The sequence below is a fragment of the Rhizobium sp. YIM 134829 genome, assembly GCF_046546455.1.
Window position 1 is genome coordinate 113,878 of the sequence record NZ_JBKHKI010000003.1, and the last position, 26,300, is coordinate 140,177.

A 26,300-nucleotide genomic window follows, 5' to 3' on the forward strand; every position below is an offset into this window, starting at 1 on the left:
ATTTCTTGGTCGAGACGGCGCCGGACCGGCATGGGGGCATGCACGGCGGTTGATAGCCTCTCGGTCAGGAGTCCGTAATGACCTCATCTATCGCCACAACTGCATCGCAGAGTCTGTCGGAACGTCTGGATTTCATCGGCATCGGCCAAGTTGATCGGGATGCGCTGCGCGAGGCGCGTCCGGTGATCGCTGCCTCGCTCGACGAGGCCCTGAATGCCTTCTATGCCAAGGCGACGCGCAATCCGCAGACCGCACGCTTCTTCTCCAGCAAGACCCATGCCGACGGCGCCAAGGCCCGCCAGGTCAAGCATTGGGAACGGCTTGCCGAAGGCAAGTTCGACCAGGACTATGTCTCGGCCGTCACGGCTATCGGCATGACGCATGCGCGTCTCGGCCTGGAGCCGCGCTGGTATATTGGCGGTTACGCGCTGATCCTCGAAGGCATCATCCATGCCGTCGTCGACAAGCATCTCTCCGGCCGGTTCCAGAGCAAGAAGCGGCGGCAGCTCGGCACGGAACTCAGCGCCGTCGCCAAGGCCGCCTTGCTCGACATGGACTTTGCCATCAGCGTCTATCTGAGCGTCCTGCAGGAGGAGCGCAAGCTCGCCGAGGACCAGCGCGCGGCGCTCGCCGCCGAACAGGTGGCAGCACTCGACGCTCTGGAGCGGGCCCTGAAACTCCTGTCCGCCGGCGATCTCACCGCCTCGGTCGCAGCCGATCTTTCCGCGCAGTTCGCGCCGATGCGCGATCATTTCAACTCGGCCGTCTCGACGCTCGATGGGACGATTGCGGCGATCGTCGGCGCAGCCGAACAGACGGCGGGCAATGCGGCCGAGCTCTCCAAGGCCACCGACGACGCAGCGCGGCGAACGGAGAAGCAGGCGGCCGCACTCGAGGAGACCGCCGCCGCACTCGAGGAACTGTCGACGACTGCGAAGACATCCGCCGCCCGGACGGAGGAGGCGCGTCGCATCGTCGCCACCGCCACCACCGAAGCGCAGCGTTCGGGCGAAGTGGTGCGTGAGGCGATCAACGCGATGAGTGCGATCGAGGACTCCTCGCGGAAGATTACGCAAATCATCAGCGTGATCGACCAGATCTCCTTCCAGACCAACCTCCTGGCGCTCAATGCCGGGGTGGAGGCGGCGCGGGCCGGGGAAGCTGGCAAGGGCTTTGCCGTCGTGGCGCAGGAGGTCCGGGACCTCGCACAAAAGTCGGCCGAAGCGGCGCGCGAGATCAAGGCGCTGATCGACAAGTCCTTCGCCGACGTGCTGACCGGCGTCTCGCTCGTCAACCGCACCGGCGAGGCGCTGAAGGTCATCGGCGATCAGGTCGTTTCGATCAATAGCCAGATCGACGCCATTGCCGGCTCGGCCAAGGAGCAGGCCACCGGCCTGGCCGAGATCAACAGCGCCGTCAACAATATGGATCAGATTACCCAGCAGACGGCCGCGATGGTGGAGGAGACCAATGCCGCGACGCAGGAGCTGCTGCGCATCAGTGAGACGATGCGTCAACTGACCGGAGGCTTCGTCGTCTCGGCGCGGCACGGCCAGCAAAATCGTCATAGGTCTCGGGCTGCTTAAATAATTGATCCCTCAGGAAAGACGACGTCTAACGTCATCGTGAAGGCCGCGTTTCTGCTTTACGTACCTCATCGTTTCGGCTAGCTTCCCTTCCGGAGGAGACCACAGCTTGACGAAACCATCAGCCCGAACGGCTGAGGCGCTGACCCATGTCGGCGCCTTCGGCTATGCCCGCTCGCCCGCCCGCGCCAGCTTTGCCGGCCGGTCTGCGGGAGCCTGGCAATGAGCGTCAACGCAGCTTCCGCTGGCGCGCCACTGCTGCGCGCCCAGGGCCTGTCCAAGAGCTTCGGCATGGTCGAGGTGCTGAAGGGTATCGACCTGACCGTCGAGGCGGGTGAGGTCCATGCGATCATCGGGGAAAACGGCGCCGGTAAGTCGACGCTGATGAAGATCCTTGCCGGCAACCATCAGCCGACCCGCGGCACGATCGAGATCGATGGCACGCCCGTCACCTTCTCCGGTCCTGTCGATGCCGAGCAGAAGGGCATCGTCCTCGTTCACCAGGAAATCCTGCTCGCCCCCGATCTGACCGTGGCGCAGAATGTTTATCTCGGCCGGGAGATCGGCCGCGGCCTCACTTTGGACGATCGGGCCATGAATGAGGGTGCCCGCGCTGCCATCCGCGCGCTCGGCGCCCATCTGGATCCGAAGGCGATCGTCGGCCGGCTCTCGATCGCCCAGCGCCAGCTGGTGCAGATCGCCCGTGTTCTGCTTGTGCCGCATCGCCTCGTCATCTTCGACGAGCCGACGGCGTCCTTGACTCCGCATGAGACGGCGGCGCTCCTGCAACTCATCCGCGATATCCGCGCCCGTGGCGTTGCCGTCCTCTATATTTCCCACCGCCTGCCGGAGGTGAAGGAGATCGCCGATCGGGTGACGGTGCTGCGCGATGGCCGGCTCGTTGCCTCCCATCCCGGCGAGACGCTGGAGCCGGCCGACATGGCGCGGCTGATGGTCGGGCGGGATGTGGCCAAGCTCTATCCGGATCGTCATGAAACCGCATCGCGCGAGACCGTGCTGGAGGTTTCCGACCTGACCGTTCCCGGCTATGCGCGCCATGCCTCCTTCGCGCTCCGCAAGGGCGAGATCCTGGGTTTTGCCGGGCTGATCGGCGCCGGGCGCACGGAGTTGATGGAGGGCATGGTCGGTCTTCGGCCGGCCAAGGGCACGATCCTGATGGGCGGGCGGCCGGTGCGATTTGCCGATGTTAAGGCCAGTCTCAGGGCCGGCATCGTTTACCTGAGCGAGGACCGCAAGGGCAAGGGACTGCTGCTCACCAAGGACCTGCGGGTCAATCTGACACTGGCCGCGCTCGGCCGCTTCTCCCGCGGTGGGCAGGTGGACCGCAAGCGCGAGGACGAGGCGCTCGATACCGCCATCCGCGATTTCGACATCCGCACCCGGCGCAAGGATCTGCTGGCCGGGCAGCTTTCGGGCGGCAACCAGCAGAAGCTGCTGCTCGCCAAGATGATGATGCTCGAGCCGCAGATCGTCATCATCGACGAGCCGACGCGTGGCATCGACATCGGCACCAAGGAACAGATCTACGCCTTCATTGCGAAACTGGCCGCGGAAGGGCGCTCGATCATCGTCGTCTCCTCTGAAATGCCCGAGCTCATCGGCATTTGCGATCGGATCCTGGTCATGCGCAACGGCGAAATCGCCGGCGAACTGACCGGTGCCGCCATGACGGAGAACGAGATCGTCGTGCTCGCCACCGGCGTTTCGGAACAGGCCGCTTTGAGGACCGCATCATGACCAATCTCGCCGCCGAGGGGCCGAAGCCGACACGCTCGCTGAAAGACCTCGATCTCGCCGCCGTTGCGCCCTTCATCGCGCTGGCGCTGCTTCTGGTACTCGGCGCCTTCGCGCATCCGAATTTCCTGAGCATCGACAACATGACGAACGTCATCACGCGCTCGGCCTTCATCGCCGTCATCGCGGTCGGTGCCACCTTCGTCATCACCTCGGGCGGGCTCGATCTGTCCGTCGGTGCCATGGTCGCCTTCGTGGCGAGCATCATGATCCTGTTCCTCAACTCGGGCCTTGGCGGCAGTCCGGCGCTCACGCTGACCATTGGCGTGCTGCTGGCGATCCTCGTCGGTGCCGGGTGCGGGCTGGCGAACGGCCTTGTCACGACGCTCGGGCGGATCGAGCCCTTCATCGCCACGCTCGGCGCCATGGGCATCTATCGCGGCCTGACGACCTGGCTGTCCCAGGGCGGCGCCATCACGCTGCGCGACCCGGCAGTCCAGTCACTCTATCGCCCCGCCTATTTTGGCAACATTTTCGGCGTGCCCGTTCCGATCCTCGTCATCCTCGTCACCGCCGCCATCGGCGCCTTCCTGCTCTACCGCACGCGTTATGGCCGCCATGTGGTCGCCGTCGGGTCGAACGAGGATGTGGCGCGCTATTCGGGCATCCATGTCAACCGGGTGCGGACACTCGCCTATGTCATCCAGGGTTTGTGCGTGGCGATCGCCGTGCTGATCTATGTGCCGCGCCTCGGCTCCACCTCGGCCACGACCGGCATCCTGTGGGAGCTGCAGGCGATCACCGCCGTCGTCGTCGGCGGCACCGCGCTGCGGGGCGGGGTCGGACGCATCTGGGGCACGATCTGCGGCGCCTTCATCCTGGAGATCGTCGGCAACATCATGCTGCTCTCGAACTTCGTCAGCGAATATCTGCTGAGCGCCATCCAGGGCGCCATCATCATCATCGCCATGCTCGTCCAGCGTTCGCTGATGCGGAAGGGCTAGGGAACACGAATAAGGGTTGGCAGGGCACCCCGGCAAAAGGCCGAGAGACCCTTCATGATAATGGGAGGAGAAACCATGAAGACGACCATCTTGGGACTGGCGCTCGCGGCGCTGATGTCCGCCACCGCTTTTGCACAGGAGACGAAGACGATCGGCGTCTCGATTCCGGCAGCCGACCATGGCTGGACCTCCGGCGTGGTCTTCCATGCCGAGCGTGTCGCCAAGCTGCTGATGGCCGAACATCCGGGCTTGAACGTCATCGTCAAGACCTCGCCGGATGCCGCAAGCCAGGCCAATGCCGTGCAGGACCTTTCGGTGCAGGGCATCGACGCCCTCGTCATCCTGCCGTCCGACCCGGATCCGCTGGTCAACGCCATCAAGGAAGTCAAGGACAAGAACAAGTTCGTGACGATCGTCGACCGCGCGCCGAGCGTGAACGACAATTCGATCCGCGATCTCTATGTCGCCGGCAACAATCCGGCACTTGGCGAAGTCGCCGGCAAGTACATCGCCGAGAAGACGCCGAACGCCGAAGTCGTCGTCATCCGCGGCCTGCCGATCCCGATCGACCAGCAGCGCCAGGACGGCTTTGACAAGGGCATCGCCGGCTCGGGCGTCAAGGTTCTGGACCGCCAATACGGCAACTGGAACCGCGACGACGCCTTCAAGGTCATGCAGGACTACCTGACCAAGTACCAGAAGATCGACGTAGTCTGGTGCCAGGACGACGACATGGCTGTCGGCGTGCTGCAGGCGATCGAACAGGCCGGCCGCAAGGACATTCAGTATGTCGTGGCCGGCGCCGGCTCGAAGGACATGATCAAGCGTGTCATGGATGGCGACAAGATGATCCCGGTCGACGTGCTCTATCCGCCGGCCATGGTTGGCACGGCGATGGAACTGACCGCCTCGGCGCTCTACGACCAGGTTCCCGTCAGTGGCACCTACACGCTCGATGCGACCCTGGTGACCCCGGACAACGCCAAGAACTTCTACTTCCCCGACTCGCCGTTCTGAACCTCAAGTCTATCAGGGCCGCCCGCGAACAATCGTGGGCGGCTTTTCAATGTGCAGATCCGACCCGCACGAACGGTTGCGCCTTTGTAAGCGGGCGTCTAGTGTCCGGGCGCAGCTGCAACGTTACAGAACGATCTTCAACCGCTTGATTGCGGCTTGGGTCGAATACGCCGGGAACCCAAGTCGTGGACCGGCATCGAACGGAGGAGACGACAGATGAAGACCATCAAGGGCCCGGGCCTGTTTCTCGCGCAATTCGCCGGCGATGCCGCCCCCTTCAACTCGTGGGACTCAATCACCAAATGGGCCGCCGATTGCGGCTATGTCGGCGTACAAGTGCCCACCTGGGACTCGCGGCTGATCGACCTCAAACAGGCGGCGACGTCGAAGACCTATTGTGATGAACTCGCGGGCAAGGCCCGCGACAATGGCGTCGTCATCACCGAGCTTTCCACGCATCTGCAGGGCCAGCTGGTCGCGGTCCATCCGGCCTATAATGAGGGCTTCGATGGCTTTGCCGCACCGCAGGTGCGCGGCAATCCGCAAGCGCGGCAGGAATGGGCGGTCGAGCAGGTCAAGTTGGCGTTGACGGCGTCGAAGAATCTCGGCCTCAACGCCATGGCGAGCTTCTCCGGCGCGCTCGCCTGGCCCTTCCTCTATCCCTGGCCGCAGCGGCCTGCCGGCCTGGTGGAAACCGCCTTCGACGAACTTGCCCGCCGCTGGCGGCCGATCCTCGACCATGCGGAGGAAAATGGCGTCGATGTCTGCTACGAGATCCATCCCGGCGAGGATCTCCATGACGGGATCACCTACGAGATGTTTCTGGAGCGCACCGGCAACCATGCCCGCGCCTGCATGCTTTATGACCCCTCGCATTACATCCTGCAGTGCCTCGACTATCTGGAGAATCTCGACATCTACAAGGACCGGATCCGCATGTTCCACGTCAAGGATGCGGAGTTCAACCCGACTGGCCGCCAGGGCGTCTATGGCGGCTTCCAGAGCTGGGTGAACCGGGCGGGGCGCTTCCGGTCGCCGGGCGACGGGCAGGTGGATTTCGGCGCGGTCTTCTCCAAGCTGACCGCCAATGATTTCGACGGCTGGGCGGTGGTGGAATGGGAGTGCGCGCTCAAGCATCCGGAAGATGGTGCGGTCGAGGGCGCGGACTTCGTCAAGCATCACATCATCCGCGTCACCGAGAAGGCCTTCGACGATTTCGCCGGCGGCGGCACCGACGAGGCGGCCAATCGGCGGATGCTGGGGATTTCCTGAGCAGCATGAACGATGACTGGGCTGCACCCTTGCCGAACGGGGGCGCAAGCCGCTAGGCCGGCAGCAGGGGCTGCGGCCGGGTGAAGATTGGAACAAGGGAGAGCAGGATGGCAATCGAAGGCAAGGCGGACGGAATCAAGCTGGGGCGCATCCGGCTCGGCATGGTGGGCGGCGGCGCTGGCGCCTTCATCGGTGCTGTCCACCGCATGGCGGCGCGGCTTGACGATCGCTTCACGCTGGTGGCCGGCGCTTTGTCCTCGACGCCGGAAAAGGCGCAGGCCTCGGGCCGCGATCTCGGCCTCGACCCCGCGCGGATCTATTCCGACTATCGCCAGATGGCGATCCGCGAGGCCAAGCTGAAGGACGGGATCGAGGCGGTGGCGATCGTCACCCCGAATCACGTGCATTTCGAAGCGGCGCGCGAATTCCTGAAGCGCGGCATCCATGTGATCTGCGACAAGCCGCTGACCTCGACCTTGAGCGACGCCCGCAAGCTGCAAGCGCTGGCGGCAGAAAGCGATGCGCTCTTCATCCTCACCCACAACTATACCGGCTATCCGATGGTGCGCCAGGCCCGCGCCATGGTCGAACGCGGCGACATCGGCACGGTGCGTCTGGTGCAGATCGAATATCCGCAGGACTGGCTGACCGATGCGGTCGAAAAGTCGGGCTCCAAGCAGGCGGAATGGCGCACCGATCCGGCCCGCTCGGGTGCCGGCGGCTCCACCGGCGACATCGGCACGCATGGCTATAATCTCGGCGCCTTCGTGTCCGGCCTCGAACTGGACGAACTCGCCGCCGATCTCGACAGTTTCGTCGAGGGCCGGGCGCTGGACGACAATGCCCATGTCCTGCTGCGCTTCAAGGAGAAGGACGGCGTGCGTGCCAAGGGTATGCTCTGGTGCAGCCAGGTGGCGCCGGGCCATGAAAACGGCCTGCAGGTGCGCGTCTATGGCACCAAGGGCGGGTTGGAGTGGACCCAGAAGGATCCAAACTATCTCTGGTTTACCCGCCATGGCGAGCCCAAGCAGCTGATCACGCGCATGGGCGCCGGAGCGCTGGCCGAAGCCAATCGCGTCTCGCGCATCCCGCCTGGGCACCCGGAAGGCTATCTCGAAGGCTTCGCCAATATTTATACCGAGGCGGCCGAGGCCATTCGGGCCAAGCAGTCCGGTGCGGCGCTCGACCCGGCCGTGATCTATCCAACCGTCGACGATGGCATGAAGGGGATGATCTTCGTCGATGCCTGCGTTCGCTCTTCGAAGAAGAATGGCGCTTGGGTGAAGGTTTAAACTGCGGAAGCAACTTGACCGATAAACCGAATCACCTAAAGTAGTAATGCCTGAAGGTGTTCGGGTTAATGGTTCATGACGAGCCGGTCTGCGTCTGGGGGCAACCAGACGCAGATCCCGCCTCGTCCAGTGGCACCTTGCCTTGACCCCATCGATCCGCGCGCTTATCCTGATTTAGCGCTTGACGATGTGATGCTCCGTCAACCCGTCGCTGCCGGCGGATCGTGAGGCCAGAGCAAGGTGGCCCGATGCATCCTCATCCACTTTTAGCCGACCTTTCCCGCCGCATCGACCATGCCGCGATGTCGGGGGATGGCTGGGGCAGCGTCTGTGCGGCGATCGCGGAGTTCTTCCCCGGAGCGGGCGCCATGCTCTTCCATGAGGATCCTGTGGCCGACAGGGTCAGCGGGGTCGTGACGGCAGGTCTCGATCCAGCTGCGGTGCAGCAGTTTCAGAGGGATTTCGCGCACCGCAACCCCTGGGGCGCGGTCTGGCAGGCGACGCCGGAGGCGTGCAGTTCGATTTCGGAACGGGACTTTCCTGTGCGCCTTCTCAAGCGCTCGGCTTTTTACGCCGATTTCCTCCGCCGCTATCCCGAGCTGCATGCCGCCGCGGGGATCAAGATCAGCGGCAGCGTCGACAGCCGGGTACGCCTCGCCATCCATTATCCGCTGCGTCAGGCCGAAGCCTATGATCCGCAATTGCACATGCTCCTGACGCGTCTCATCCGCCCCTTTGCCACTGCGCTGTTCGAGCTTCACACGCGCCAGCAGCGGCTCGATCATCAGGCTGCCGGGCTGGTGCTGACCGGCCAGGCGGCGGAGATCGCGCTGACCGTGGACGACCGGATGACGGTCCTCGACTGCACGGCACCTGCCGAGCGCGCGCTCTCTGGCGGGCTTCTGTTCGGGTCCCGCCGCGGTCATCTGGTTTTCAACGATTCGCGCGCGCAGGCGCGGATCGAGCGGGCAATCCACGCGCTCTCACAGGCATCGAGCCTCGCCTCCGAAACGCTGTTCGTCGATGGCGAGGGTGAACGCTGGCGCATCGCGCTTGCGCGCCTGCCGGCTTTGCAGATCTCCGGCCTGTGGCCGGCGCGCCCGCAGGTGCTCGTCCAATGTCGGCCGCTCCATACTGTAGCGGCTGAGGGCCTTGATCCTGCGGTGCTGAAAGAGCTCTTCCGCTTGACTCCGGCCGAACAGCGCCTCTGCCGGCAACTCGCCCAGGGCGGTTCGGTGCAGGATGCGGCCGTCACGCTCGGCCTGGCGACCGAGACCGCGCGGCACCGGCTGAAGACGATCTTTCGCAAGACGGGGACCCATCGCCAGGCCGAACTTCTCCTTCTCCTGCGCAGCCTATAGCCTTGCACGGCCCCGCCCTTCCTGCCCTCGACCATTACCAATTTCGCATTGACTTTTCCCTCTCTCCCTTTACTGCAACGTTACAGTTCCCTCGAACAAGGACCCGCCGCCATGACAGACCGCATGCCCGATTCCGCGCTTCTCGCAGCCCGTTTCCCCGGAGACTTCCTGTTCGGCGTCGCCACAGCCGCCTTCCAGATCGAGGGTGCGTCAAAGGCGGATGGACGTAAGCCGTCGATCTGGGATGCCTTTGCGAACATGCCGGGTCGTGTCTTCGGCCGGCACAATGGTGATGTCGCCTGTGATCACTACAATCGGCTGGATCAGGATCTCGATCTCATCGCCTCGCTGGGCGTCCAGGCCTACCGCTTCTCCATCGCCTGGCCGCGCATCTACCCGGATGGAACCGGGCCGATCAATGAGAAGGGGCTCGACTTCTACGACCGGCTGGTGGACGGGCTGAAAGCCCGCGGCATCAAGGCCTTCGCCACCCTCTACCACTGGGACCTGCCGCTGACGCTGGCCGGCGACGGTGGCTGGACCGCACGCTCGACCGCCTTCGCGTTCGAGCGCTATGCGCGCACGGCGATCGCGCGGCTCGGCGACCGGCTCGATTCGGTGGCGACCTTCAACGAGCCCTGGTGCTCCGTCTGGCTCAGCCATCTCTACGGCATTCATGCGCCGGGCGAACGCAGCATGGATGCGGCTCTCCACGCGCTGCACACCACCATGCTCGCCCATGGGCTCGGCGTCGCCGCCATCCGCGAGGAGCGGCCGCAATTGCCGGTCGGGATCGTCATCAATCCCACCCACATTTACCCGGGCAGCGACAGCGAGGCCGATCGGGCCGCGGGCGAACGCGCCTTCGATTTCCACAACGGCGTCTTCTTCGGGCCGATCTTCAAAGGCGCCTATCCCGAGTCCTTCCTGTCCGCGCTCGGCAACCGGATGCCGCCGATCGAGGATGGGGATCTCGCGCTCATCAGCCAGAAGCTCGACTGGTGGGGCCTCAATTACTACACGCCCTTGCGCGTCGCCGACGATCCGACCCCAGGCGCCGAGTTCCCGGCGACGAAGCCTGCACCCTTCGTCAACCCGGAGACCACCGATATCGGCTGGGAAATCTATCCCCAGGCGCTCGGCGATCTGATCCGCACCTTGAACGCCCGTTACGCACTGCCGGACTGCTACATCACCGAGAACGGTGCCGCCTACAATATGGGCGTGGAGAATGGCGTAGTGGATGACCAGCCGCGGCTCGACTATATCGCCGAGCACCTGTCGGTCACCGCCGATCTCATCGCCGAAGGTTATCCGATGCGCGGCTATTTTGCCTGGAGCCTGATGGACAATTTCGAATGGGCGGAGGGCTATCGGATGCGCTTCGGCATCGTCCATGTCGACTATGAGACGCAGGAGCGAACCATCAAGAAGAGCGGGCATTGGTACAAGGCGCTGGCCAGCCAGTTTCCGAAAGGCAATCACCAGCCCGAATGAGGCTGGCGCCGCAAGGTCTTTCGCGTTAGCATCCGCTCATTCAGCACGGGTCTTCTGGCGGGCAGGGGTGGCGCATGGCACGATTCCGCATTCCGGTTGACATGCGAGCGCCGCTTTCGGGCGACGTCTCGCAGACGATCAATCCGTGGACCTGGATCTTCTCGCCGCACAATTCGAGCTTCAGCCTCTTCTCGATCGATATCGGGCCCTCCGGGGACCCGGAGGTCGAGGCGGAGGTGCTCGACAGCGTGGCGAGCTATGGCCGCCAGATCGGCCGGTTGCAGGATGTGGTGGCGGTGCTTCTCGCCCGTCTCGAAGCCGGGGAAGAGCTGAAGGGCAAGGACCTTGCCGCTGCGGAAGATTTCAAGGCACTGCTGCGCGACATCGATAAGGTCAAGATCCGGCGCCGACGCGGCTGAAAGGAGCACTGCTCTGCCTGTCTCGTGGCGCTTTCGAGCGCGCGGCCGATCATGCCTGTGCGGAAGGCGGTCGCCGCCGCTGCCGCGTCACCCGCCGAGCACACGCTGCCGGGGCTTTTAGAAAGCGCGCGGTCGGACCGGCTTCCACATGCGGGACAGGCTCTAGCAATGTCATTCTCGTCGTATTAGAATGCTCTTATGAGCATTTCCGGCGTCCTGGGGGCACTGCAGATGGGAGACCATGTCATGCGAATCCGTCCTGCCGGGTCCTGGCGCCCACCCATCCTTCGCACGCGCCTCTTCGGCTTCATGCTTCTCGCCTATGGCATATCCTGGTCGCTCTGGTTGCTCCAGGATATGCTGGAGACAAGCTTTTCCGACAATCCCTGGCTCGGCATGCTGCATCTCCTGGGCAGTCTCGGCCCTGCGGCGGCCGGGCTTTGCGCGGCCTGTTCATCCAGCGGTCCGCGAGCCTTACGCCGGCTTTTGGCGCGCAGCCTCGACTGGCGTGCAGGGGGAGGTCTGCGGGCGCTGCTCTGGCATGGCGCGGCTTGGCTCGGGCCGTTTCTACTCCTCTTCCTGGCGCAGGTGCTCGCGCAGCAAGCCGGCGCAAACGTTCTGCCCGGGACGCTGGCGGTAAGTCCGGAATTCCCGGGCCTGCCGCCTTGGATCTACGGTCTGGCCGTGCTGGTTTTCTATGGTTTCGGAGAGGAGATCGGCTGGCGTGGCTTCGCCCTGCCGCTTCTGCAGAGCCGCTTGCACCCTGTTTCCGCCACGCTCATCCTGTCGGTGATCTGGGCGGTCTGGCACTGGCCGCTCTTCCTGTTCTCGCCAGGGCTGACGGCGCTCGATGCAGTCGGCATTGCCGGCTGGTTTGCGAGCCTCGTCACCGGCGCCTTCCTCTTGACCCTTCTGTTCAACGGCACCGGCGGCAGCGTCTTTCTCGCTGCCGTCTTTCATGCGGCCATGGATATCGCCTTCGTCGGTCCGCCGGAGGTGGCGATGCGGGTGGGGTTTCTCACGGTCCTGGCGGGTGTGATCGCGCTGGCGATCCTGATCGTGAACGGCCGCCGCTGGGCGGTCCAGGATCCGGTCGAGGACTGACGGTGCACCAGCGTTGGCCATGCACCCGGCGTTTGATTGGTTCCAGCCATGCCGAAGCGAACGACCGTGCGCGACCTAGCGCCCGCCTATGAAACTGCCTCTGGGGCGCGGGTGGGGCGGCGGAAGATGGTGACGCCGTTGACCTCGTGCTCCACCGCCGTCCATCCCCGCGCTTCGTAGAAGGGCGCGACGTCCGCCGTCGCATGCAGATGCAGCGCCGGGGCATAAGCCGCGGCGCGGGTCAGCGATTCGTGGATCAGCCGGGCGCCGATGCCGCGGGCGCGCGCGTCCGGCTCCACCCAGAGCGAGGCGAGCCATGGCCAGATGGCGGGGCGGACGGGCAGGTCGTCATCGATGACCGAGACGGTCCCCAGGAAGGCGTCGCCGTCATGCGCCACCAGCGTGAAGGGGATGCCCGGACCGTTCAGATTGCAGGCGAGGTCGCGCTTGAGCTCCTCGAAGGTAAAGCCTTCCGACTCGGACCAGGCGGCCCAGATGCGGTGCGTCACGACGGCGCCGAATTCCGGCACCGCGCCGAGCGGGGAAATCACGATCGACCCCATGCCCGTTCAGCTTCCGAGATGCCGGGTTCCGCGGGCGCGGGCGAGTTGCATCTGGTGCTGTCTCTGGCGATAGCGCCGGCGGTCTTCCTCGCTGCGACTGTCATGGCAATGGACGCAGGCAACGCCCTCCTCATGCAGCGGCGAAGCGCGATCCTCGGCCGTCAGCGGCTGCCGGCAGGCATGGCAGAGACTGTGCTCGCCCTCGGCCAGGCCATGGGTTACCGACACGCGATCGTCGAAGACGAAGCAGGCGCCGTCCCAGAGGCTCTCCTCGGCCGGGGTCTCCTCCAGATATTTGAGAATGCCGCCCTTGAGGTGGTAGACCTCGTCGAAGCCCTGGCTCTTCATGAAGGCGGTGGCCTTCTCGCAGCGGATGCCGCCGGTGCAGTACATGGCGATCTTCGGCTTGTTGTGCAGGCCGGGATGGGCCTTTACCCAATCGGGAAACTCGCGAAACGTCTTGGTCTTCGGATCCACCGCGCCGCGGAAGGTACCGATCGCCGTCTCGTAGTCGTTGCGCGTGTCGATGACGATCGTATCGGGATCGGAGATCAGCGCATTCCAGTCCTTCGGCTCGACATAGGTGCCGACCGAGCGGGTGGGGTCGATGTCCTCGACCCCCATGGTGACGATCTCCTTCTTCAGCCGCACCTTCATGCGCAGGAAGGGCATGACGGAGGCCCGGCTTTCCTTATGCGTCAGATCCCCGAATTCCGGCTGCGACCGCAACAGGGCGAGCACGGCGCGGATCCCCGCATCGGACCCGGCGATCGTGCCGTTGATGCCTTCATGGGCGAGCAGCAGCGTGCCCTTCACGCCTTCGGCCTCGCAGGCCTCCTGCAGAGGCTGCCGGAATTCGGCAGCCCGCGCGAAGGGCGTGAAGTGGTAAAGGGCTGCCACCAGAAACGGCGCGGTTTCCGGAGCCAAGGTCGTGGCGCTGTCTGTCATGCCCGTCAAATACAGGCTTCGCCGCCGCCATGCAACGCCCTCGCGGCAGGGGTGGCCCACCGCTTGGCGCCCGGTCAGTCCGCGCCTCGTCAGCCAGCGTTCGGCACGAAGGCGCGCAGCCGGTGGCCGTCCGGGTCGGCGCCGCAGAGCGTATAGCCGAAATCCGCCTGCTCCGGCGCCTGCAGGATCGGGATCCCCTTTTCCTGCCAGTCGGCATGGCAGGCATCGACCGCCGCACGATCCGGCAGAACGAAGGTCAGCTCCGCGATGCCCGGTGCGCCGGTCGCCGCCGGCTTGATGGTCTGCGACGACCACAGCCCCAGCTTGGTAGCCTCGTTGAGGGCAAAGAGCGAGAAGGTTGAGGCGCGGTCGATCGCCGCCCGGCCGAGCAGGCGCTCGTAGAAGTCGGCGCTTGCGAGCGGGTCGCGGACGGTGAGGATGATGAATTGAGCGTTCATGGCTGGTCTCCTGTGTTGGCCGGAGACGATCTAGCCGACCATGCTGCCAGATTGTGTCAGCATGATCAGGTGCGGCTCAGACCCTGGTCCCGCTTCCACTCGGCAAGCAGCAGGTCGGGGCCGCGCGGGCTGCGTTCTTCGGTCAGCGCGAGGGTGGCGATGCGATCGACGCGGAAGTGACGATGGCCCTTGCGCAGTTCGCACCAGGCGATCAGCACCCGCACATCCTCGAAATAGCCGAGCGCGAAGGGCCAGACCCGGCGTTCGGTCGTGGCGCCGGCCTGGTCGCGATAGGTGAGATCGACCTTCAGCCCGGCGCGGATCGCCGCGCGCAGCGGCGTCAGGTCCGGCAAGCTCTGCTGGCCGGGCAGGGGGCGGGGCACCAGGAGCGCTGTCCGCTCGAGCTCGCGCCGCGTTTCCTCCGGCAGGACGGCGGCGATCTTGGCAAGTGCATGGCCGGCCGCTTCTTCGAGCGCCGGATCGGTGCGCGAGGCCACCCAGCGCATGCCAAGCACCAGCGCCTCGATCTCCCGCTCCTGCAGCATGATGGGCGGCAGCAGGAAGCCGGGCTTCAGCCGATAGCCGATGCCGGGTGCGCCTTCGATATCGGCGCCCTGGGCTTGCAGAGTGGCGATGTCGCGGTAGAGCGTGCGCAGGCTGACCGACAGCGCCTCCGCAAGGTTCCGCCCGGAAACAGGGCGGCGATGGGTGCGGAGAAGCTGGAGCAGATCGAGAAGGCGGGCCGAGCGGGACATGATCGGCAGCATAGGACCTTGTCGCGGAAAGAAAACCGGCTCGCGAGATCGATCAGGCGGCCGCCGCGCGAAGACGTCCGGCCGCCGTCGAGGCTCAGTAGGCCAGTTTCCACAGGCGCTCGATCCGCAGTGCTTCGCGCTTGGGGTCGAGCGCGTAGAGCGCCTCCGCCTTGATCAGCGCGCGGCGGCCCTCGGCGCCGATCTCCACCTCCAGCGCATGGCGCAGGATCACCTGATCGTCGGGCGAGAGGAGGGCCGGCTCGGCGATCAGCGTTTGCAGCAGCACCGCGAAGTCATGGAGCAGGCCGAGGCGGTCGATCAGCGCCTTGATCTGCTGCTCGCGCGCCTTGAGGGCGGCCGGCCAGAGCCGCATCAGGAGAAGATGGTGGAAGCGATCGTCCTGGCAGCGTTTGCGCAGCGTGTGGAAGGCATCGGGCGTGCGATCCTCGCGGGCGGCTTCGAGCGCCGCCTTGACCCGGGTCAGGCTGCGCCGCCAGGCGGCACTTGCCAGCTGGCGCGCAGCCTTTGGCCGATTGTCGAAGTCGAGTTCGCCAGCCGCGGCGCGGGCGGCCTTCAGCGCGTCGGTATAGTCGAAGAGACGCCGGTCAAGATCGGTCTCGGCCTCGATCATCCAGCCGCGGCGCGCGGTTAGCGCATCGACGGCGCGCTGCGCGGCGTCTTCCTCCTCGTCGGCCAGCCGGTCACGGAGGATCTGCGCGGTCTCGACCAGCGCCTGGGCATCGCGCAGCCGCGCCACCGCGCGGGAGGCGTCGCGCAGCCGCCGGTTTTCCGTCTTGCGGGCCTCAGGCGCTGCCGTGGCGACGAAACGATAGAGGCCGCGCACCTTCTTGACCGCCTTGCGCGCCGCATGGATCGCCTCGAAGGGGCCTTCCGGCCGCCGTTCCAGCTGGTTGATCGCCTGATCAAGCTGGCCGCTGGCAAGCCGATGGAACTCCCGGGTGAAGGGGCGGGTGGTCGACAGTTTGAAGGCCATGTCTTCGCTCGCTGCTTACGCCTCGCCGGGGATCTGCGCATGGGTGGCGAGGGAAAAATTGGAGTAGCGCCCGTCCGAGGTTACCTCCGCCCCCAGCCAGTCCGGCAGGGTGGGATCGTCGTCCTCGCTGCGCATCTCGACCTCGGCGACGATCAGGCCGGCATGGACGCCGGCATAGACATCGACCTCCCAGACATGCGCGCCGCCGGGCACGCGATAACGCGTCTTCTCGATCACCGTTCCAAGCGCGGCCGAGAGCATGTCTTCCGCTTCCGAGAGCGGCACGTCGAACTCGAATTCATCGCGCACCAGCAGGCCGGTGCCGACCTTGATCGTCAGCTTCGCGCTCTTTGCATCAAGGATCCGCAGCCTTACGCTGCGGTCCGACATAGCGGCGATGTAGAATTGGCGCATGGCGACGCCCGGCCCGGCCGTCGCCCGCCAGCCATCGCCGGCCACCAGAAACTTGCGCTCGATTTCCTTGGCCATGCGGTCCCCTCTTGCCGGCGTATAGTTAAGTCTTGTCGGTTGGAAGTCCAGAAGAACTCGACATCGGGCCGTTCAAGCGATATTCCGGAGCCGACCATTTCAATCGATTGAGGAACAAGGCCGATGAGCGAGAAGACCGCGAGATTGCTGACCACTCTCAAGCTGCAGCCGGTAGTTCCGGTCCTCATCATCGAGGATGCGACCCATGCCGTGCCGCTTGCCCGCGCGCTGGTCGCCGGCGGGCTGAAGGCGATCGAAATCACGCTGCGTACCCCCGCTGCCCTCGCGGCCATCGAGGCGGTCGCCAAGGAGGTCGAAGGGGCGGTGCCCGGCGCCGGTACCATCCTCACCCCGGCGCAGTATGAGCAGGCGGTCAAAGCCGGGTCGCAGTTCATCGTCAGCCCCGGCACGACGACGGCGCTGATCGAGGCGGAGAAGGATTACGACGCCTCCTTCCTGCCGGGTGCCGCGACGGCGACGGAAGCCATGACCCTGCTCGACGCCGGCTATGACGTCATGAAATTCTTCCCGGCCGAACAGGCGGGCGGCGCCTCCTATCTCAAGTCGCTGTCCTCGCCGCTGGCTGGCATCACCTTCTGCCCGACCGGCGGCATCTCGCTCAAGAACGCTCGCGATTATCTGAGCCTGCCGAACGTCGTCTGCGTCGGCGGGTCCTGGGTCGCGCCGGCCCATCTGGTGACCGCCGGCGATTGGGCCGGCATCACCGCGCTCGCCAGCGAGGCGGCCGCCCTGAAGGGCTGATCGTCTCATTCCGTCACGCGCAAACCGGTCACGTTCGCGTCAGCCGGTTTGCCTTTGCGCGCCCTCTTCCTATCTCCGGTGCTCAACGCCACGGACAGGAAGAGGTCGCCGATGTTGGACGCGAAGAAATTGCTGGATCAGTTGCTGGGCTCGCAGGGGTTCTCCGGCAATCGGGATCGCGATATCACGCGGGACGGACGGCCATCGTCGGACGGCTTCGCGTCCGGCGGCGGTCTCGGCGGCGCTCTCGGCCCGAGCGGTCTGGGCGGACTTGTCGGCAGCGTGCTCGGCGGCGGGTCTCTTTCGGACAAGGCCGGGCAGCTCGGCTCGATCGCCCGCAACAATCCTTTGAAGACGGGGGCCCTGGCCGCCATCCTGCTCGGCTCCGGCAAGGGCCGCGACATCGCCGGCACGGCCCTGAAACTCGGTGGCCTCGCGGCGATCGCCGGTCTTGGCTATCAGGCCTATAAGAACTACCAGGCTGGCCAGAAGCCGGGCGCCGGCTTTGCCGCTGCGCCGGGTGCTACACCCGAGGTCACCGTGCCGCCGGAGGATTCCGGCTTCAGCATCGCGCCCGGCGTCATCCGCAATGATTTCGTCCTCGTGCTCATCCGCGCGATGATCGCCGCCGCGCGTGCCGACGGCCATATCGACGAGGCCGAGCGCGCCCATATCATGGAGCGGGTCGGCGAAAGCGGGCTCGACGAGGAGGCGGAAGCCTTCCTGCGCCAGGAACTGGCAAGCCCAATCGATCTCGACGGGATCATCGCCGCCGCGCGCACCGAGGAGGAGAAGGTGGAGCTCTACACCGCCTCGCGTCTGACGATCGAGCCCGATACCCGCACGGAGCGTGGCTATCTCGACCTGCTCGCCGGCCGGCTGGGCCTAGCTGATGCGCTGGTCGAGCATATCGAAGCAACGGTCGCCGCCGCCAAGGTGCCAGCCGGCAGCCAGCAGGCGCCCTCCGCCTCGGTGATCTAAGCGCGACACTGCCGTCTGCCTTAGGACGCCGGCCCTCTCATCGGGGCCGGTGATGGCCCGATCACCAGATTCGATTTGTGGTCGAGCGGAACTTCGCCTAAGCCGGGCTTCAAGGGGTGTAGGGTCCCTGGCCAGCGGCGAAGGAGAGAGGGCATGCGCGATCTGACCAACTGGGCCGGCTGCCCGGCACCGAAGCCGGTCAGGCTCGAAGGCGCGCGGCTCGTGCTGGAACCCTACGTGCGCGCGGCGCATCTGCAGCCGCTCTGGGACGCCTTCGGCGGCCTCGCCGTCAATGATCGCCTCCGATATTTCCCGCAGCCAGCCTTTGCCGATGTCGCGGGCTTCGGCGCCTGGCTTGATGGCGCGCAAGCCAGCCTGATCACGCTCGTCGCGCGCGAGAAGGCGGGCGGCGCCGTGGTCGGCATGGCAAGCTATATGCGGCCCGATCCCGCCAATGGCGTCATCGAGGTCGGTTCGGTCGCGCATGGCGCGGCCATGGCGCGCTCGCCGCTGTCGACCGAGCTTCACTATCTGATGGCACGCCATGTCTTCGAGGATCTTGGCTACCGCCGCTACGAGTGGAAGTGCCACAATGCGAACGAGCCGAGCAAGGTGGCGGCGGAGCGGCTGGGCTTCACCTTCGAAGGCGTCTTCCGCCAGCACATGGTCGCCAAGGGGGCCAATCGCGACACGGCCTGGTTCTCGATGATCGATGGGGAATGGCCGCTTCTCAAGGCCGCCTTCGAAGCCTGGCTCGCGCCCGACAATTTCGATGGCGAGGGGCGTCAGCGCCGTCGTCTGGAAGAGATCCGCTCGTCGCTGACCGGGGCAGGGGAGGCGAAGCCGTGACGCGCAAGGACCGCAATGCGGCGATCGCCGCCGGCCTGATCATGATCCTCTTCGCCGCCGGCTTCTTCTTCCTGCCGACGGTGGTGCTGTTCCTCGGCCAGACCTCGCCGCTGCTCGCCGTCCTCGTCGGCGGCCTCTTCATCCTGGGCTTCTTCGTGGTCTTCTGGCTGAGGGCGCGCTACCAGCGCCGGCATCCGGACTGATCAGCCCTGCAGCGAGGCGCCGAGCAGGGCAAGGCCGAGGACAAGGACCAGCAGCGCACCGGCAATCTCGATACCATGGGTCACGCGCAGGGCCGTTCCCGTCGAGGAAGCGTAGCGGACCGCGAGATCCTTGGCCGTCACCGCCAGCGTCGCCAGCACCGAGACGGTGATCGCCGTGCCGATGGCCATGGCGAAGACCGACAGCACGCCGCCGAGATAGAGCCCGTTCAACAGCGCGAAGCTGAGCACGATCAGCGCGCCCGAGCAGGGCCGCAGCCCCACCGCCAGGATCGCCGACCAGGCCTCGCGCCAGTCGAACTGCTCGGCCCGCAGCAGGGCCGGGTCTGGCGCATGCGCATGGCCACAGGTGGCGCAGACCTCACCGGCGGCATGGTCATGGCCGTGATGCGCGGCATGATGATGCGCGTGGTGATGGTGATGATGATCATGGTCATGGTGGGCATGGTCGTGCGGCTCGAAGGCAGGCCCGGCCGCCAGCGCCAGCCCCTCTGCATGTGCCGGCCTCGTCAGCGCCAGGGCCTTCACCTTGCGCACCAGCAGATAGGCGCCGAAGGCGGCCACCAGCGCGAAGCTGACACGCTCGAGAAAGGTCGTCGCCTGCGTCATCGATATCGAGGAGCCACGCAGCACCAGATAGGCGGCGCCGACCAGCAGGATGGCGACGATGCCCTGCAGCAGCGAGGAGAGGAAGGAGAGCATCACCCCGCGCTTCAGCTCCGTCTCATTGGCGATCATATAGGAGGAAATGACCGCCTTGCCGTGGCCGGGGCCGGCGGCGTGGAAGACGCCGTAGGAGAAGGAAAGGCCGATCAGCGACCAGAGATGCCAGGGATTGTCGCGCATGCCCTTCAGCGCGCCGGTGAGCGTCCGGTAGAAGCCCTGCTGCTCCATGTTGATCCAGGCAAACAAGGGACCGAGCGGTCCGCCGATCCGGAAGCCCGGTTCGGCCGTGCCGATGCCGAGCGGCGACTGGGCATGGGCGGCGAGCGCCGTGCCAAAAAGGACGAGCGCGGCCAGGGCAGCCGGAGCCTTCAGGCGGCTCAGCATGTGAACTCGATCCGGGTGGCGAAGAGCTTCGACATGTCAGTTCCCGTTGGGTCGTTGAAGAAGGCGTCGGTCAGGCTCGACTGGTTCTGCGCGATCACCTCGTCCGGATCCGGCCGGACGACCTTGTGGGTGCAGCTGCCAAGCCGGTTGCCGATCACGGCGAGATCGCCATCGGTCGGAAAATCAATCGCGGTGTAAAGCGTCGGATCGTAAACGCCGAAGGACAGCCGGCCCTTGAGCGGCAGCGTCTCGGCCGGCTTGGCGGCGAACATCAGCAGCAGCTGGTTGTCCTTGAAATCGGCGGTGATCTCCGAGGGTTTCGCAACCTTCACCGCTTTGCCGTTGTCGAGGATCGTCGTGTAGTAATTATACTCGGCCAGCGACTCCAGAACGGTTTGGCCAACCTCCGCCAGTTCGTCCGGGTCGAGCGTGCCGTTCGAATTCTTGTCGAAGTCCAGGAGCACGCTGGCGGAAAACAGATCATCGAAGCGCCAGACATTGCGCAGTTCGGTGACCGTCGCATTGTCGCTCGAGACGATCTCCAGCCTGGCTTCGGCGAAGATGTGCGGATGGGCAAGGGCCGGAAGCGGCAGCAGCGACAGGGCCGCCGCCAGGGTGTAGGACGATGCGGGCATGGAAGGAATCCTTGGTCGGGCCGCAAGGCGACAAACGCGCTTGTCGAGCGGAATTGAGACGGAATTGGGACCGGCTTTCGAGCCCGGTCAGGGTTCGGTCCTCTTGCGAAACCAGCCATGCAGGAAGTCGACGAAGGTGCGGACCTTGGCCGGCAGATAGCGACGGTGCGGATAGATCGCGTAGATGCCGCGGTCATGCGGGGTAAAGTCGGCAAAGAGCGGCACCAGGATCCCGGCCTCGATCTTCGGCCGGGCGATGAAATCCGGCAGGCTGGTGACGCCGAGCCCGGCTTCGGCCGCCCGAAGCGCCGCCAGCGGACTGTTCACCTCGATAGGCCCGCTGACGGGAACCGAAAAGCTCTGGCCCTCCCCATCGAGAAAGCGCCAATTGCTGTAGGAGCGGCCATTGGTGTCGAGGATACAGGGCACGCGGGAGAGATCGGACGGGTGGGCGAAGGGGCCGTAGCGGGCGAGATAGGCCGGCGTGGCGCAGAAGCAGATCTCGAAATCGTCGAGCTTGCGGGCAATCAGCGTCGAATCCTCGAGCTTGGTGATGCGGATCGCCACGTCATAACCCTCCTCGACCAGGTCGACGAAGCGGTCGTCGGAGATGATTTCGAGCGACAGGTCGGGATGGGCGAGGTTGAAATCGATCAGCGACCGGCCGATCTCGGCATCGACGAAGGTGCGCGGCACGGAGATGCGCAGCCGGCCTTTGAGATCCGCATTGCCCGCCCGCACGAGGTCGGCGAGATTGTCGATCTCCTTCAGGATGTCCGAGGCCGTACGGTAATAGAGATGGCCGGCTTCCGTCAGCGAGAATTGCCGCGTCGTGCGGTTGAGCAGCAAAGCGCCCAGCTCGTCCTCCAGCTCGCGCACATATTTGGACAGAAGCGCCTTGGAACGCCCGACCCGCCGCCCGGCCGCCGAGAACCCCTCCGCATCCACCACATCGATGAAGGCCCTGATGCGGGTCAACGTATCCATTCTCGTGCCTCCTCGCGTCTCGATGGCCCCCGCTCGATTCGGAACCTTCGCTGCACCCACGACATTCACAACAGCATGTGCAGAGGCTTCGCAAGACATGGGCGCGGTGGCGGCGATAATCGGGATGGTCTGCAATCCGGAGCGATCATAAAAATTGCTGAGCTTCACAAAAAACCGCTTGATTACGACAGCGAATTTTCTTATCTCACCCCTGCCCAAAGTCGCACGTGCCTGTGGGTGTCCGCCGATCCCTCGTTTGGTGAGGAAATCGGTAAGGTACCTGGACCTAACCGCTCCAGTCGCTCTTCCGGCCAACCGGAACTGCGAGGACATCTTGAAGCAACGACGGTGCGGGCCTTTTTGTTCTCTGCCGGCTTTCCATCAGCCGGGGTTACTGAAGAGGCACACCTTCATTGCCGGACGTGCGGTCGGGTCACCCCTCCAATCCATGGCAGACAAAGCCGGATGAAAGCCTTGGCAGGCTTCGTCCAACGATTGCGCTGTACGAGCGCATGTGAGGATTCCGGGGTCTCCACCGGCTGGTCTCCTGCATGGTCTTGTACGCCCTTTGTCCTCCACCGTTTCGGTGGAGTCTTTCGTATCTCCGTCGCTTGCCGCGGCGGGATCTTGTGGCCCTCTGCCTTGCGGCGGAGCCTAAAGGATTGGGGATTGACCATGACGACTGCCCGCATCACCGAATTCCTGAACACCCGCCGTCCGGAAGGTCCCTGCCTCGTCGTGGACCTCGATGTCGTGCGCGACAATTTCAAGGCTTTCCGCCACGCTTTGCCGGACAGCGCGATCTACTACGCCGTCAAGGCCAATCCGGCGCCGGAAGTGCTGCGCCTGCTCGCTGGTCTCGGCTCCAACTTCGATTGCGCGTCGGTCGCTGAAATCGAAATGGCACTCGATGCCGGTGCCACTGCTCGCCGCATCTCCTTCGGCAATACGATCAAGAAGGAGCGCGATGTTGCGCGCGCCCATGCGCTCGGCGTCAATCTCTTTGCCGTCGACAGCCATGAGGAAGTCGAGAAGATCGCCCGTGCCGCTCCCGGCGCGCGTGTCTTCTGCCGCGTGCTGACCGATGGCGAGGGTGCCGAATGGCCGCTGTCGCGCAAGTTCGGCTGCGTGCCGCAGATGGCCGTCGACGTGCTGGTCTATGCGCATCAGCTGGGCCTCGTCTCCTATGGCGTGTCCTTCCATGTCGGCTCGCAGATGACGAAGGTCGATGCCTGGGATTCGGCGCTTGCCGATGCCAAGCGCGTCTTCGTGCAGCTCGCCAAGCAGGGCATCGAGCTCAAGATGGTCAATATGGGCGGGGGCTTCCCGACCAAGTACCTGCGCGACGTTCCCTCGGCCGAAGCCTATGGCAAGGCCATCTTCGGGAGCCTGCGCAAGCACTTCGGCAACCAGCTGCCGGAAACCATCATCGAGCCCGGCCGCGGCATGGTCGGCAATGCCGGTGTGATCAAGGCGGAAGTCGTGCTGATTTCCAAGAAGTCGGACAATGACAACCACCGCTGGGTCTTCCTCGACATCGGCAAGTTCGGCGGTCTCGCCGAGACGATGGACGAGGCGATCCGCTACCCGATCCGCACCGCGCATGATGGCGATGCGGTGGAGCCCTGCGTGCTCGCCGGCCCGACCTGCGATTCGGCCGACGTGCTGTATGAGAAGAACATGTATCCGCTGCCGCTCTCGCTTTCGATCGGCGACGAGGTTCTGATCGAAGGCACCGGCGCCTATACGACGACCTACTCGGCCGTCGCCTTCAACGGCTTCGAGCCGCTCAAGGCCTACGTCATCTGACGATCTGCGGCTCCCTTCTCCGGGGAGCCGCTCCTTCCACCCCCTTTGTCCGTCGCCGTCTGAAACGGTTTTGAGATCGGGAGGCCTGTCATGGCCGCTGTTCTTGACTCTGTCCGCGCCTTCTTTGCGCAGAACACCTACACCATCGACGCCGAGAACCCCGGCGACGTCGTGGCACGCGAACGCTTGCTCGACCGCGCCATGGGCCCGAACCGTCGCCGCAAGTCTTCCGAGGCGCTGCGCCGCGGCCGCGTGCCGGCCGAAGGCCTGGCGCTCGTCGCCCGCGACGAAACCGGCCATCTGATCGGCACGGTGCGGCTCTGGAATGTCGATGCCGGCATCGATGCCGAGGGGCGCGCGATCCCCGCGCTTCTGCTGGGGCCGCTCGCCGTCGATCAGGCCCATGAGGGCCAGGGCATTGGCGGCCAGCTGATGCGCGCGGCCATCGGCGAAGCGACCCGGCGTGGCCATGGCGCCATTCTTCTCGTTGGCGATGCGCCTTATTACGAGCGATTCGGCTTCTTTGCCGAGAAGACCTGCCATCTCGTCATGCCGGGCCCCTTCGAACGGGCGCGCTTCCTGGCGCTTGAGCTGAAGGCCGGCTGGCTCGACGGTGCTGCGGGCATGTTGACGCCGTCGGGCGCCAAGCTTTCCCAGGCACCGATCCGCCGCGCGGCTTGAGAGGTCCTCAGCGAAGCCCGTCGGTGATCGGCGGGCTTCGGCAGCAGCGCGGCGATTGACGCCGGCCAAGCGCGGCGCTAGAGATCCACACAACGGGTGAAGAGCCCCTGCCGTCCGCACGCGTTCTCGCGTTGGTGAAGCCTCTTTTCGATCACGCTCGATCCTTCCCCTCGGCATGCGACCGATGGCAATGCGGACCCCACGGACCAAGACGGCATGCCAATGCTGGAACGATCCTCATGTCTGCACGACCTCTTCTCCCTTCTCTCCAGGCGCTGAAAGACCAGGCCAAGCGCCTTCGCGGCACGCTCAATGCCCGCGGCGGCGATCTCAGCCATGGCCAAGCGCTGGAGCTGATCGCCCGCCAATATGGCTATCGCGACTGGAACACGCTTCACGCGGCGCTCGGAAACCGGCGGGATTTCGACCCCTATGCGCTGGGCAGCCGGGTGCGCGGCGCCTATCTTGGACAGCCTTTCGAGGGGCGGGTGCTTGGCGTCCAGGCGATCCCGTCGCGGCCCGATCTCTACCGGCTGGTGCTCGACTTCGACCAGGCGGTCGATGTGGTTCGCTTCGAAAGCTTCTCCGCCTTCCGCAAGCGGGTCACCTGCACAATCGATGCCTCCGGCTGCAGCCCGGCCCGCACCTCCGATGGCCGGCCGCAGGTAGAACTCCTGTGGTAACGGAGGGGAGAGCGCGCGTCACGTTGGCGTGAGGCTGCCGGCCTCTGCCTTGCGGGTGCGGAACGCCCCGCCTATCTCGCGGCGATGACCCGATCGATCCGCATCCTCGCTCTGCCCCTGGCGCTTGCCGCTTCGCTTTCCCTGGCCGGCGCGGGCGCCGCTCAGACCGCGGCGCCCGCGCCGGTCGCGCGTGACAGCGCCGCGCTTTCGCGTGTCCTCGACGAGGCGTCACGGCTAAGCGCGCTCAAGACCGTCATCGTCTCCCGCAACGGGTCGGTGGTGGTCGAGCGCGGCTTCAACGGCCATAGTCCGGGCGAATCGGCCAATATCAAATCGGCCTCGAAGTCGATCATGTCGGCGCTGGTCGGCATCGCCATCGAGAAGAAGCTGCTGACCGGTGTCGACCAGCCGATCGCCCCCATCCTTGCGCGCGATCTCCCGGCCGATCCCGATCCACGGCTGAAGGCGATCACCATCGGCAATCTCTTGACCATGCAGGCCGGGCTCGACCGCATGTCGGGCGCCAATTACGGACGCTGGGTCTCTTCGCGCAACTGGGTGCGCACGGCGCTTGGCGCCGATGTCGTGGCCGAACCCGGCGGCCCCATGCTCTATTCCACCGCCTCCACCCATCTGCTCTCCGCCATTCTCACCAAGGTCTCCGGCAAGTCGACGCTGACGCTGGCGCGTGAATGGCTGGGTCCGGTGGAAGGATTCCGCATCGGCGCCTGGGAGCGGGACCCGCAGGGCATTTATCTCGGCGGTAATCAGATGGCGATGAGCGCCCGCTCGCTCCTGGCTTTCGGTGAGCTCTATCGCAATGGCGGGCGCACGAAGGACGGGCGGCAGATCGTCCCGGAGGCCTGGATCAGTCAGTCCTGGACACCGCGCACCAACTCCCGGTTCTCCGGCGATGGCTATGGCTACAGCTGGTTCATCCGCGAGATCGGTGGGCACAGGGTCAATTTCGCCTGGGGGTTCGGCGGGCAGATGCTCTATATCGTGCCCGATCTCGGCCTCACCGTCGTCATGACCTCGGACGAGAGCAGCCCCTCGGCCCGCACCGGCTATCGCGACGATCTTCATGCGCTTCTGGCGCGGATCATCGCGACGGCCGAGGCGTAGTCG

Annotated in this window: 27 protein-coding genes; 18 read left to right on the forward strand and 9 right to left on the reverse strand. The window is 65.3% G+C overall.

Annotation, left to right across the window (positions count from 1 at the left end; all coding sequences use genetic code 11):
- Positions 1–77: 77 nt before the first annotated feature.
- The 10 genes from ACLE20_RS07385 (at position 78) to ACLE20_RS07430 (ending at position 12,307) form a co-directional block, all read left to right on the forward strand.
- Complete coding sequence (locus ACLE20_RS07385) at positions 78–1,586, forward strand: globin-coupled sensor protein (RefSeq protein WP_410939634.1); 1,509 nt, start codon at positions 78–80, stop codon at positions 1,584–1,586.
- 222 nt (positions 1,587–1,808) lie between these two features.
- Complete coding sequence (locus ACLE20_RS07390) at positions 1,809–3,344, forward strand: sugar ABC transporter ATP-binding protein (protein ID WP_410939635.1); 1,536 nt, start codon at positions 1,809–1,811, stop codon at positions 3,342–3,344.
- Complete coding sequence (locus ACLE20_RS07395) at positions 3,341–4,345, forward strand: ABC transporter permease (protein ID WP_410939636.1); 1,005 nt, start codon at positions 3,341–3,343, stop codon at positions 4,343–4,345. The genes ACLE20_RS07390 and ACLE20_RS07395 overlap by 4 nt, the downstream gene beginning before the upstream one ends.
- Positions 4,346–4,420: 75 nt before the next feature.
- Complete coding sequence (locus ACLE20_RS07400) at positions 4,421–5,362, forward strand: substrate-binding domain-containing protein (RefSeq protein ID WP_410939637.1); 942 nt, start codon at positions 4,421–4,423, stop codon at positions 5,360–5,362.
- 216 nt (positions 5,363–5,578) lie between these two features.
- Positions 5,579–6,634, forward strand: a complete 1,056-nt coding sequence (locus ACLE20_RS07405) for a sugar phosphate isomerase/epimerase family protein (RefSeq protein WP_410939638.1) — start codon at positions 5,579–5,581, stop codon at positions 6,632–6,634.
- Positions 6,635–6,741: 107 nt separating this feature from the next.
- Positions 6,742–7,926, forward strand: a complete 1,185-nt coding sequence (locus tag ACLE20_RS07410) for a Gfo/Idh/MocA family protein (RefSeq protein ID WP_410939639.1) — start codon at positions 6,742–6,744, stop codon at positions 7,924–7,926.
- A gap of 248 nt (positions 7,927–8,174) precedes the next feature.
- A complete protein-coding gene (locus ACLE20_RS07415) occupies positions 8,175–9,287 on the forward strand; it encodes a helix-turn-helix transcriptional regulator (protein WP_410939640.1) in 1,113 nt (370 codons plus the stop codon).
- A 111-nt stretch (positions 9,288–9,398) separates the two neighbouring features.
- Positions 9,399–10,784 (forward strand): GH1 family beta-glucosidase, encoded by a 1,386-nt coding sequence (locus ACLE20_RS07420; protein WP_410939641.1) that lies wholly within the window; start codon positions 9,399–9,401, stop codon positions 10,782–10,784.
- 74 nt (positions 10,785–10,858) lie between these two features.
- A complete protein-coding gene (locus ACLE20_RS07425) occupies positions 10,859–11,203 on the forward strand; it encodes a hypothetical protein (RefSeq protein ID WP_410939642.1) in 345 nt (114 codons plus the stop codon).
- A gap of 246 nt (positions 11,204–11,449) precedes the next feature.
- The gene (locus tag ACLE20_RS07430; RefSeq protein WP_410939643.1) at positions 11,450–12,307 is read left to right on the forward strand and encodes a CPBP family intramembrane glutamic endopeptidase; all 858 of its coding nucleotides are present in this window, start codon (positions 11,450–11,452) and stop codon (positions 12,305–12,307) included.
- 86 nt (positions 12,308–12,393) lie between these two features.
- On the opposite strand, the gene ACLE20_RS07435 is transcribed toward ACLE20_RS07430, so the two are convergent.
- From ACLE20_RS07435 to ACLE20_RS07460, 6 genes are all read right to left on the reverse strand, one after another.
- Entirely contained in the window at positions 12,394–12,870 is a 477-nt protein-coding gene (locus tag ACLE20_RS07435; protein WP_410939644.1) for a GNAT family N-acetyltransferase, read from the reverse strand.
- A 6-nt stretch (positions 12,871–12,876) separates the two neighbouring features.
- Positions 12,877–13,818 carry a rhodanese-related sulfurtransferase gene (locus tag ACLE20_RS07440; protein WP_410939645.1) on the reverse strand — a complete coding sequence of 314 codons (942 nt, stop codon included), beginning with the start codon at positions 13,816–13,818 and terminating at the stop codon, positions 12,877–12,879.
- An 89-nt stretch (positions 13,819–13,907) separates the two neighbouring features.
- Complete coding sequence (locus ACLE20_RS07445; protein WP_410939646.1) at positions 13,908–14,276, reverse strand: VOC family protein; 369 nt, start codon at positions 14,274–14,276, stop codon at positions 13,908–13,910.
- Between the two features lie 65 nt (positions 14,277–14,341).
- The gene (locus ACLE20_RS07450) at positions 14,342–15,031 is read right to left on the reverse strand and encodes a helix-turn-helix transcriptional regulator (RefSeq protein WP_410939888.1); all 690 of its coding nucleotides are present in this window, start codon (positions 15,029–15,031) and stop codon (positions 14,342–14,344) included.
- Between the two features lie 94 nt (positions 15,032–15,125).
- Positions 15,126–16,025 (reverse strand): CHAD domain-containing protein, encoded by a 900-nt coding sequence (locus ACLE20_RS07455; RefSeq protein ID WP_410939647.1) that lies wholly within the window; start codon positions 16,023–16,025, stop codon positions 15,126–15,128.
- Between the two features lie 15 nt (positions 16,026–16,040).
- Entirely contained in the window at positions 16,041–16,514 is a 474-nt protein-coding gene (locus tag ACLE20_RS07460; protein WP_410939648.1) for a CYTH domain-containing protein, read from the reverse strand.
- Positions 16,515–16,637: 123 nt separating this feature from the next.
- Here ACLE20_RS07460 and ACLE20_RS07465 point away from each other — a divergent pair, with 123 nt between their 5' ends.
- From ACLE20_RS07465 to ACLE20_RS07480, 4 genes are all read left to right on the forward strand, one after another.
- Positions 16,638–17,276, forward strand: a complete 639-nt coding sequence (locus tag ACLE20_RS07465; RefSeq protein WP_410939649.1) for a 2-dehydro-3-deoxy-phosphogluconate aldolase — start codon at positions 16,638–16,640, stop codon at positions 17,274–17,276.
- 111 nt (positions 17,277–17,387) lie between these two features.
- The gene (locus ACLE20_RS07470) at positions 17,388–18,257 is read left to right on the forward strand and encodes a tellurite resistance TerB family protein (RefSeq protein WP_410939650.1); all 870 of its coding nucleotides are present in this window, start codon (positions 17,388–17,390) and stop codon (positions 18,255–18,257) included.
- A 153-nt stretch (positions 18,258–18,410) separates the two neighbouring features.
- Positions 18,411–19,106: a GNAT family N-acetyltransferase gene (locus ACLE20_RS07475; RefSeq protein ID WP_410939651.1), complete on the forward strand. Its 696-nt coding sequence runs from the start codon at positions 18,411–18,413 to the stop codon at positions 19,104–19,106.
- Complete coding sequence (locus tag ACLE20_RS07480; protein ID WP_410939913.1) at positions 19,103–19,309, forward strand: hypothetical protein; 207 nt, start codon at positions 19,103–19,105, stop codon at positions 19,307–19,309. Before ACLE20_RS07475 ends, ACLE20_RS07480 begins: the two co-directional genes overlap by 4 nt.
- Here ACLE20_RS07480 and ACLE20_RS07485 read toward each other — a convergent pair whose 3' ends face one another.
- From ACLE20_RS07485 to ACLE20_RS07495, 3 genes are all read right to left on the reverse strand, one after another.
- Positions 19,310–20,377, reverse strand: coding sequence for a nickel/cobalt transporter (locus ACLE20_RS07485; RefSeq protein ID WP_410939652.1), 1,068 nt, complete (start codon positions 20,375–20,377; stop codon positions 19,310–19,312).
- Positions 20,371–21,012, reverse strand: a complete 642-nt coding sequence (locus tag ACLE20_RS07490; RefSeq protein WP_410939653.1) for a DUF1007 family protein — start codon at positions 21,010–21,012, stop codon at positions 20,371–20,373. The genes ACLE20_RS07485 and ACLE20_RS07490 overlap by 7 nt, the downstream gene beginning before the upstream one ends.
- An 87-nt stretch (positions 21,013–21,099) precedes the next feature.
- Positions 21,100–21,999: a LysR family transcriptional regulator gene (locus tag ACLE20_RS07495; RefSeq protein WP_410939654.1), complete on the reverse strand. Its 900-nt coding sequence runs from the start codon at positions 21,997–21,999 to the stop codon at positions 21,100–21,102.
- A 675-nt stretch (positions 22,000–22,674) separates the two neighbouring features.
- On the opposite strand from ACLE20_RS07495, the gene odc2 reads away from it, so the two are divergent.
- From odc2 to ACLE20_RS07515, 4 genes are all read left to right on the forward strand, one after another.
- Positions 22,675–23,808 (forward strand): ornithine/lysine decarboxylase, encoded by a 1,134-nt coding sequence (gene odc2 / locus ACLE20_RS07500; RefSeq protein ID WP_410939889.1) that lies wholly within the window; start codon positions 22,675–22,677, stop codon positions 23,806–23,808.
- A 90-nt stretch (positions 23,809–23,898) separates the two neighbouring features.
- Positions 23,899–24,489, forward strand: a complete 591-nt coding sequence (locus ACLE20_RS07505; protein WP_410939655.1) for a GNAT family N-acetyltransferase — start codon at positions 23,899–23,901, stop codon at positions 24,487–24,489.
- Between the two features lie 239 nt (positions 24,490–24,728).
- Positions 24,729–25,172: a glyoxalase superfamily protein gene (locus ACLE20_RS07510; protein ID WP_410939656.1), complete on the forward strand. Its 444-nt coding sequence runs from the start codon at positions 24,729–24,731 to the stop codon at positions 25,170–25,172.
- 84 nt (positions 25,173–25,256) lie between these two features.
- Positions 25,257–26,297 (forward strand): serine hydrolase domain-containing protein, encoded by a 1,041-nt coding sequence (locus ACLE20_RS07515; RefSeq protein ID WP_410939657.1) that lies wholly within the window; start codon positions 25,257–25,259, stop codon positions 26,295–26,297.
- The last annotated feature ends 3 nt before the right edge of the window (positions 26,298–26,300 follow it).

Bases quoted from the DNA above. Each gene is read 5' to 3' on its own strand.
- ACLE20_RS07385 (WP_410939634.1), top strand. From the start codon at position 78: ATGACCTCATCTATCGCCACAACTGCATCGCAGAGTCTGTCGGAACGT.
- ACLE20_RS07390 (WP_410939635.1), top strand. From the start codon at position 1,809: ATGAGCGTCAACGCAGCTTCCGCTGGCGCGCCACTGCTGCGCGCCCAG.
- ACLE20_RS07395 (WP_410939636.1), top strand. From the start codon at position 3,341: ATGACCAATCTCGCCGCCGAGGGGCCGAAGCCGACACGCTCGCTGAAA.
- ACLE20_RS07400 (WP_410939637.1), top strand. From the start codon at position 4,421: ATGAAGACGACCATCTTGGGACTGGCGCTCGCGGCGCTGATGTCCGCC.
- ACLE20_RS07405 (WP_410939638.1), top strand. From the start codon at position 5,579: ATGAAGACCATCAAGGGCCCGGGCCTGTTTCTCGCGCAATTCGCCGGC.
- ACLE20_RS07410 (WP_410939639.1), top strand. From the start codon at position 6,742: ATGGCAATCGAAGGCAAGGCGGACGGAATCAAGCTGGGGCGCATCCGG.
- ACLE20_RS07415 (WP_410939640.1), top strand. From the start codon at position 8,175: ATGCATCCTCATCCACTTTTAGCCGACCTTTCCCGCCGCATCGACCAT.
- ACLE20_RS07420 (WP_410939641.1), top strand. From the start codon at position 9,399: ATGACAGACCGCATGCCCGATTCCGCGCTTCTCGCAGCCCGTTTCCCC.
- ACLE20_RS07425 (WP_410939642.1), top strand. From the start codon at position 10,859: ATGGCACGATTCCGCATTCCGGTTGACATGCGAGCGCCGCTTTCGGGC.
- ACLE20_RS07430 (WP_410939643.1), top strand. From the start codon at position 11,450: ATGCGAATCCGTCCTGCCGGGTCCTGGCGCCCACCCATCCTTCGCACG.
- ACLE20_RS07435 (WP_410939644.1), bottom strand. From the start codon at position 12,870: ATGGGGTCGATCGTGATTTCCCCGCTCGGCGCGGTGCCGGAATTCGGC.
- ACLE20_RS07440 (WP_410939645.1), bottom strand. From the start codon at position 13,818: ATGACAGACAGCGCCACGACCTTGGCTCCGGAAACCGCGCCGTTTCTG.
- ACLE20_RS07445 (WP_410939646.1), bottom strand. From the start codon at position 14,276: ATGAACGCTCAATTCATCATCCTCACCGTCCGCGACCCGCTCGCAAGC.
- ACLE20_RS07450 (WP_410939888.1), bottom strand. From the start codon at position 15,031: ATGTCCCGCTCGGCCCGCCTTCTCGATCTGCTCCAGCTTCTCCGCACC.
- ACLE20_RS07455 (WP_410939647.1), bottom strand. From the start codon at position 16,025: ATGGCCTTCAAACTGTCGACCACCCGCCCCTTCACCCGGGAGTTCCAT.
- ACLE20_RS07460 (WP_410939648.1), bottom strand. From the start codon at position 16,514: ATGGCCAAGGAAATCGAGCGCAAGTTTCTGGTGGCCGGCGATGGCTGG.
- ACLE20_RS07465 (WP_410939649.1), top strand. From the start codon at position 16,638: ATGAGCGAGAAGACCGCGAGATTGCTGACCACTCTCAAGCTGCAGCCG.
- ACLE20_RS07470 (WP_410939650.1), top strand. From the start codon at position 17,388: ATGTTGGACGCGAAGAAATTGCTGGATCAGTTGCTGGGCTCGCAGGGG.
- ACLE20_RS07475 (WP_410939651.1), top strand. From the start codon at position 18,411: ATGCGCGATCTGACCAACTGGGCCGGCTGCCCGGCACCGAAGCCGGTC.
- ACLE20_RS07485 (WP_410939652.1), bottom strand. From the start codon at position 20,377: ATGCTGAGCCGCCTGAAGGCTCCGGCTGCCCTGGCCGCGCTCGTCCTT.
- ACLE20_RS07490 (WP_410939653.1), bottom strand. From the start codon at position 21,012: ATGCCCGCATCGTCCTACACCCTGGCGGCGGCCCTGTCGCTGCTGCCG.
- ACLE20_RS07495 (WP_410939654.1), bottom strand. From the start codon at position 21,999: ATGGATACGTTGACCCGCATCAGGGCCTTCATCGATGTGGTGGATGCG.
- odc2 (WP_410939889.1), top strand. From the start codon at position 22,675: ATGACGACTGCCCGCATCACCGAATTCCTGAACACCCGCCGTCCGGAA.
- ACLE20_RS07505 (WP_410939655.1), top strand. From the start codon at position 23,899: ATGGCCGCTGTTCTTGACTCTGTCCGCGCCTTCTTTGCGCAGAACACC.
- ACLE20_RS07510 (WP_410939656.1), top strand. From the start codon at position 24,729: ATGTCTGCACGACCTCTTCTCCCTTCTCTCCAGGCGCTGAAAGACCAG.
- ACLE20_RS07515 (WP_410939657.1), top strand. From the start codon at position 25,257: ATGACCCGATCGATCCGCATCCTCGCTCTGCCCCTGGCGCTTGCCGCT.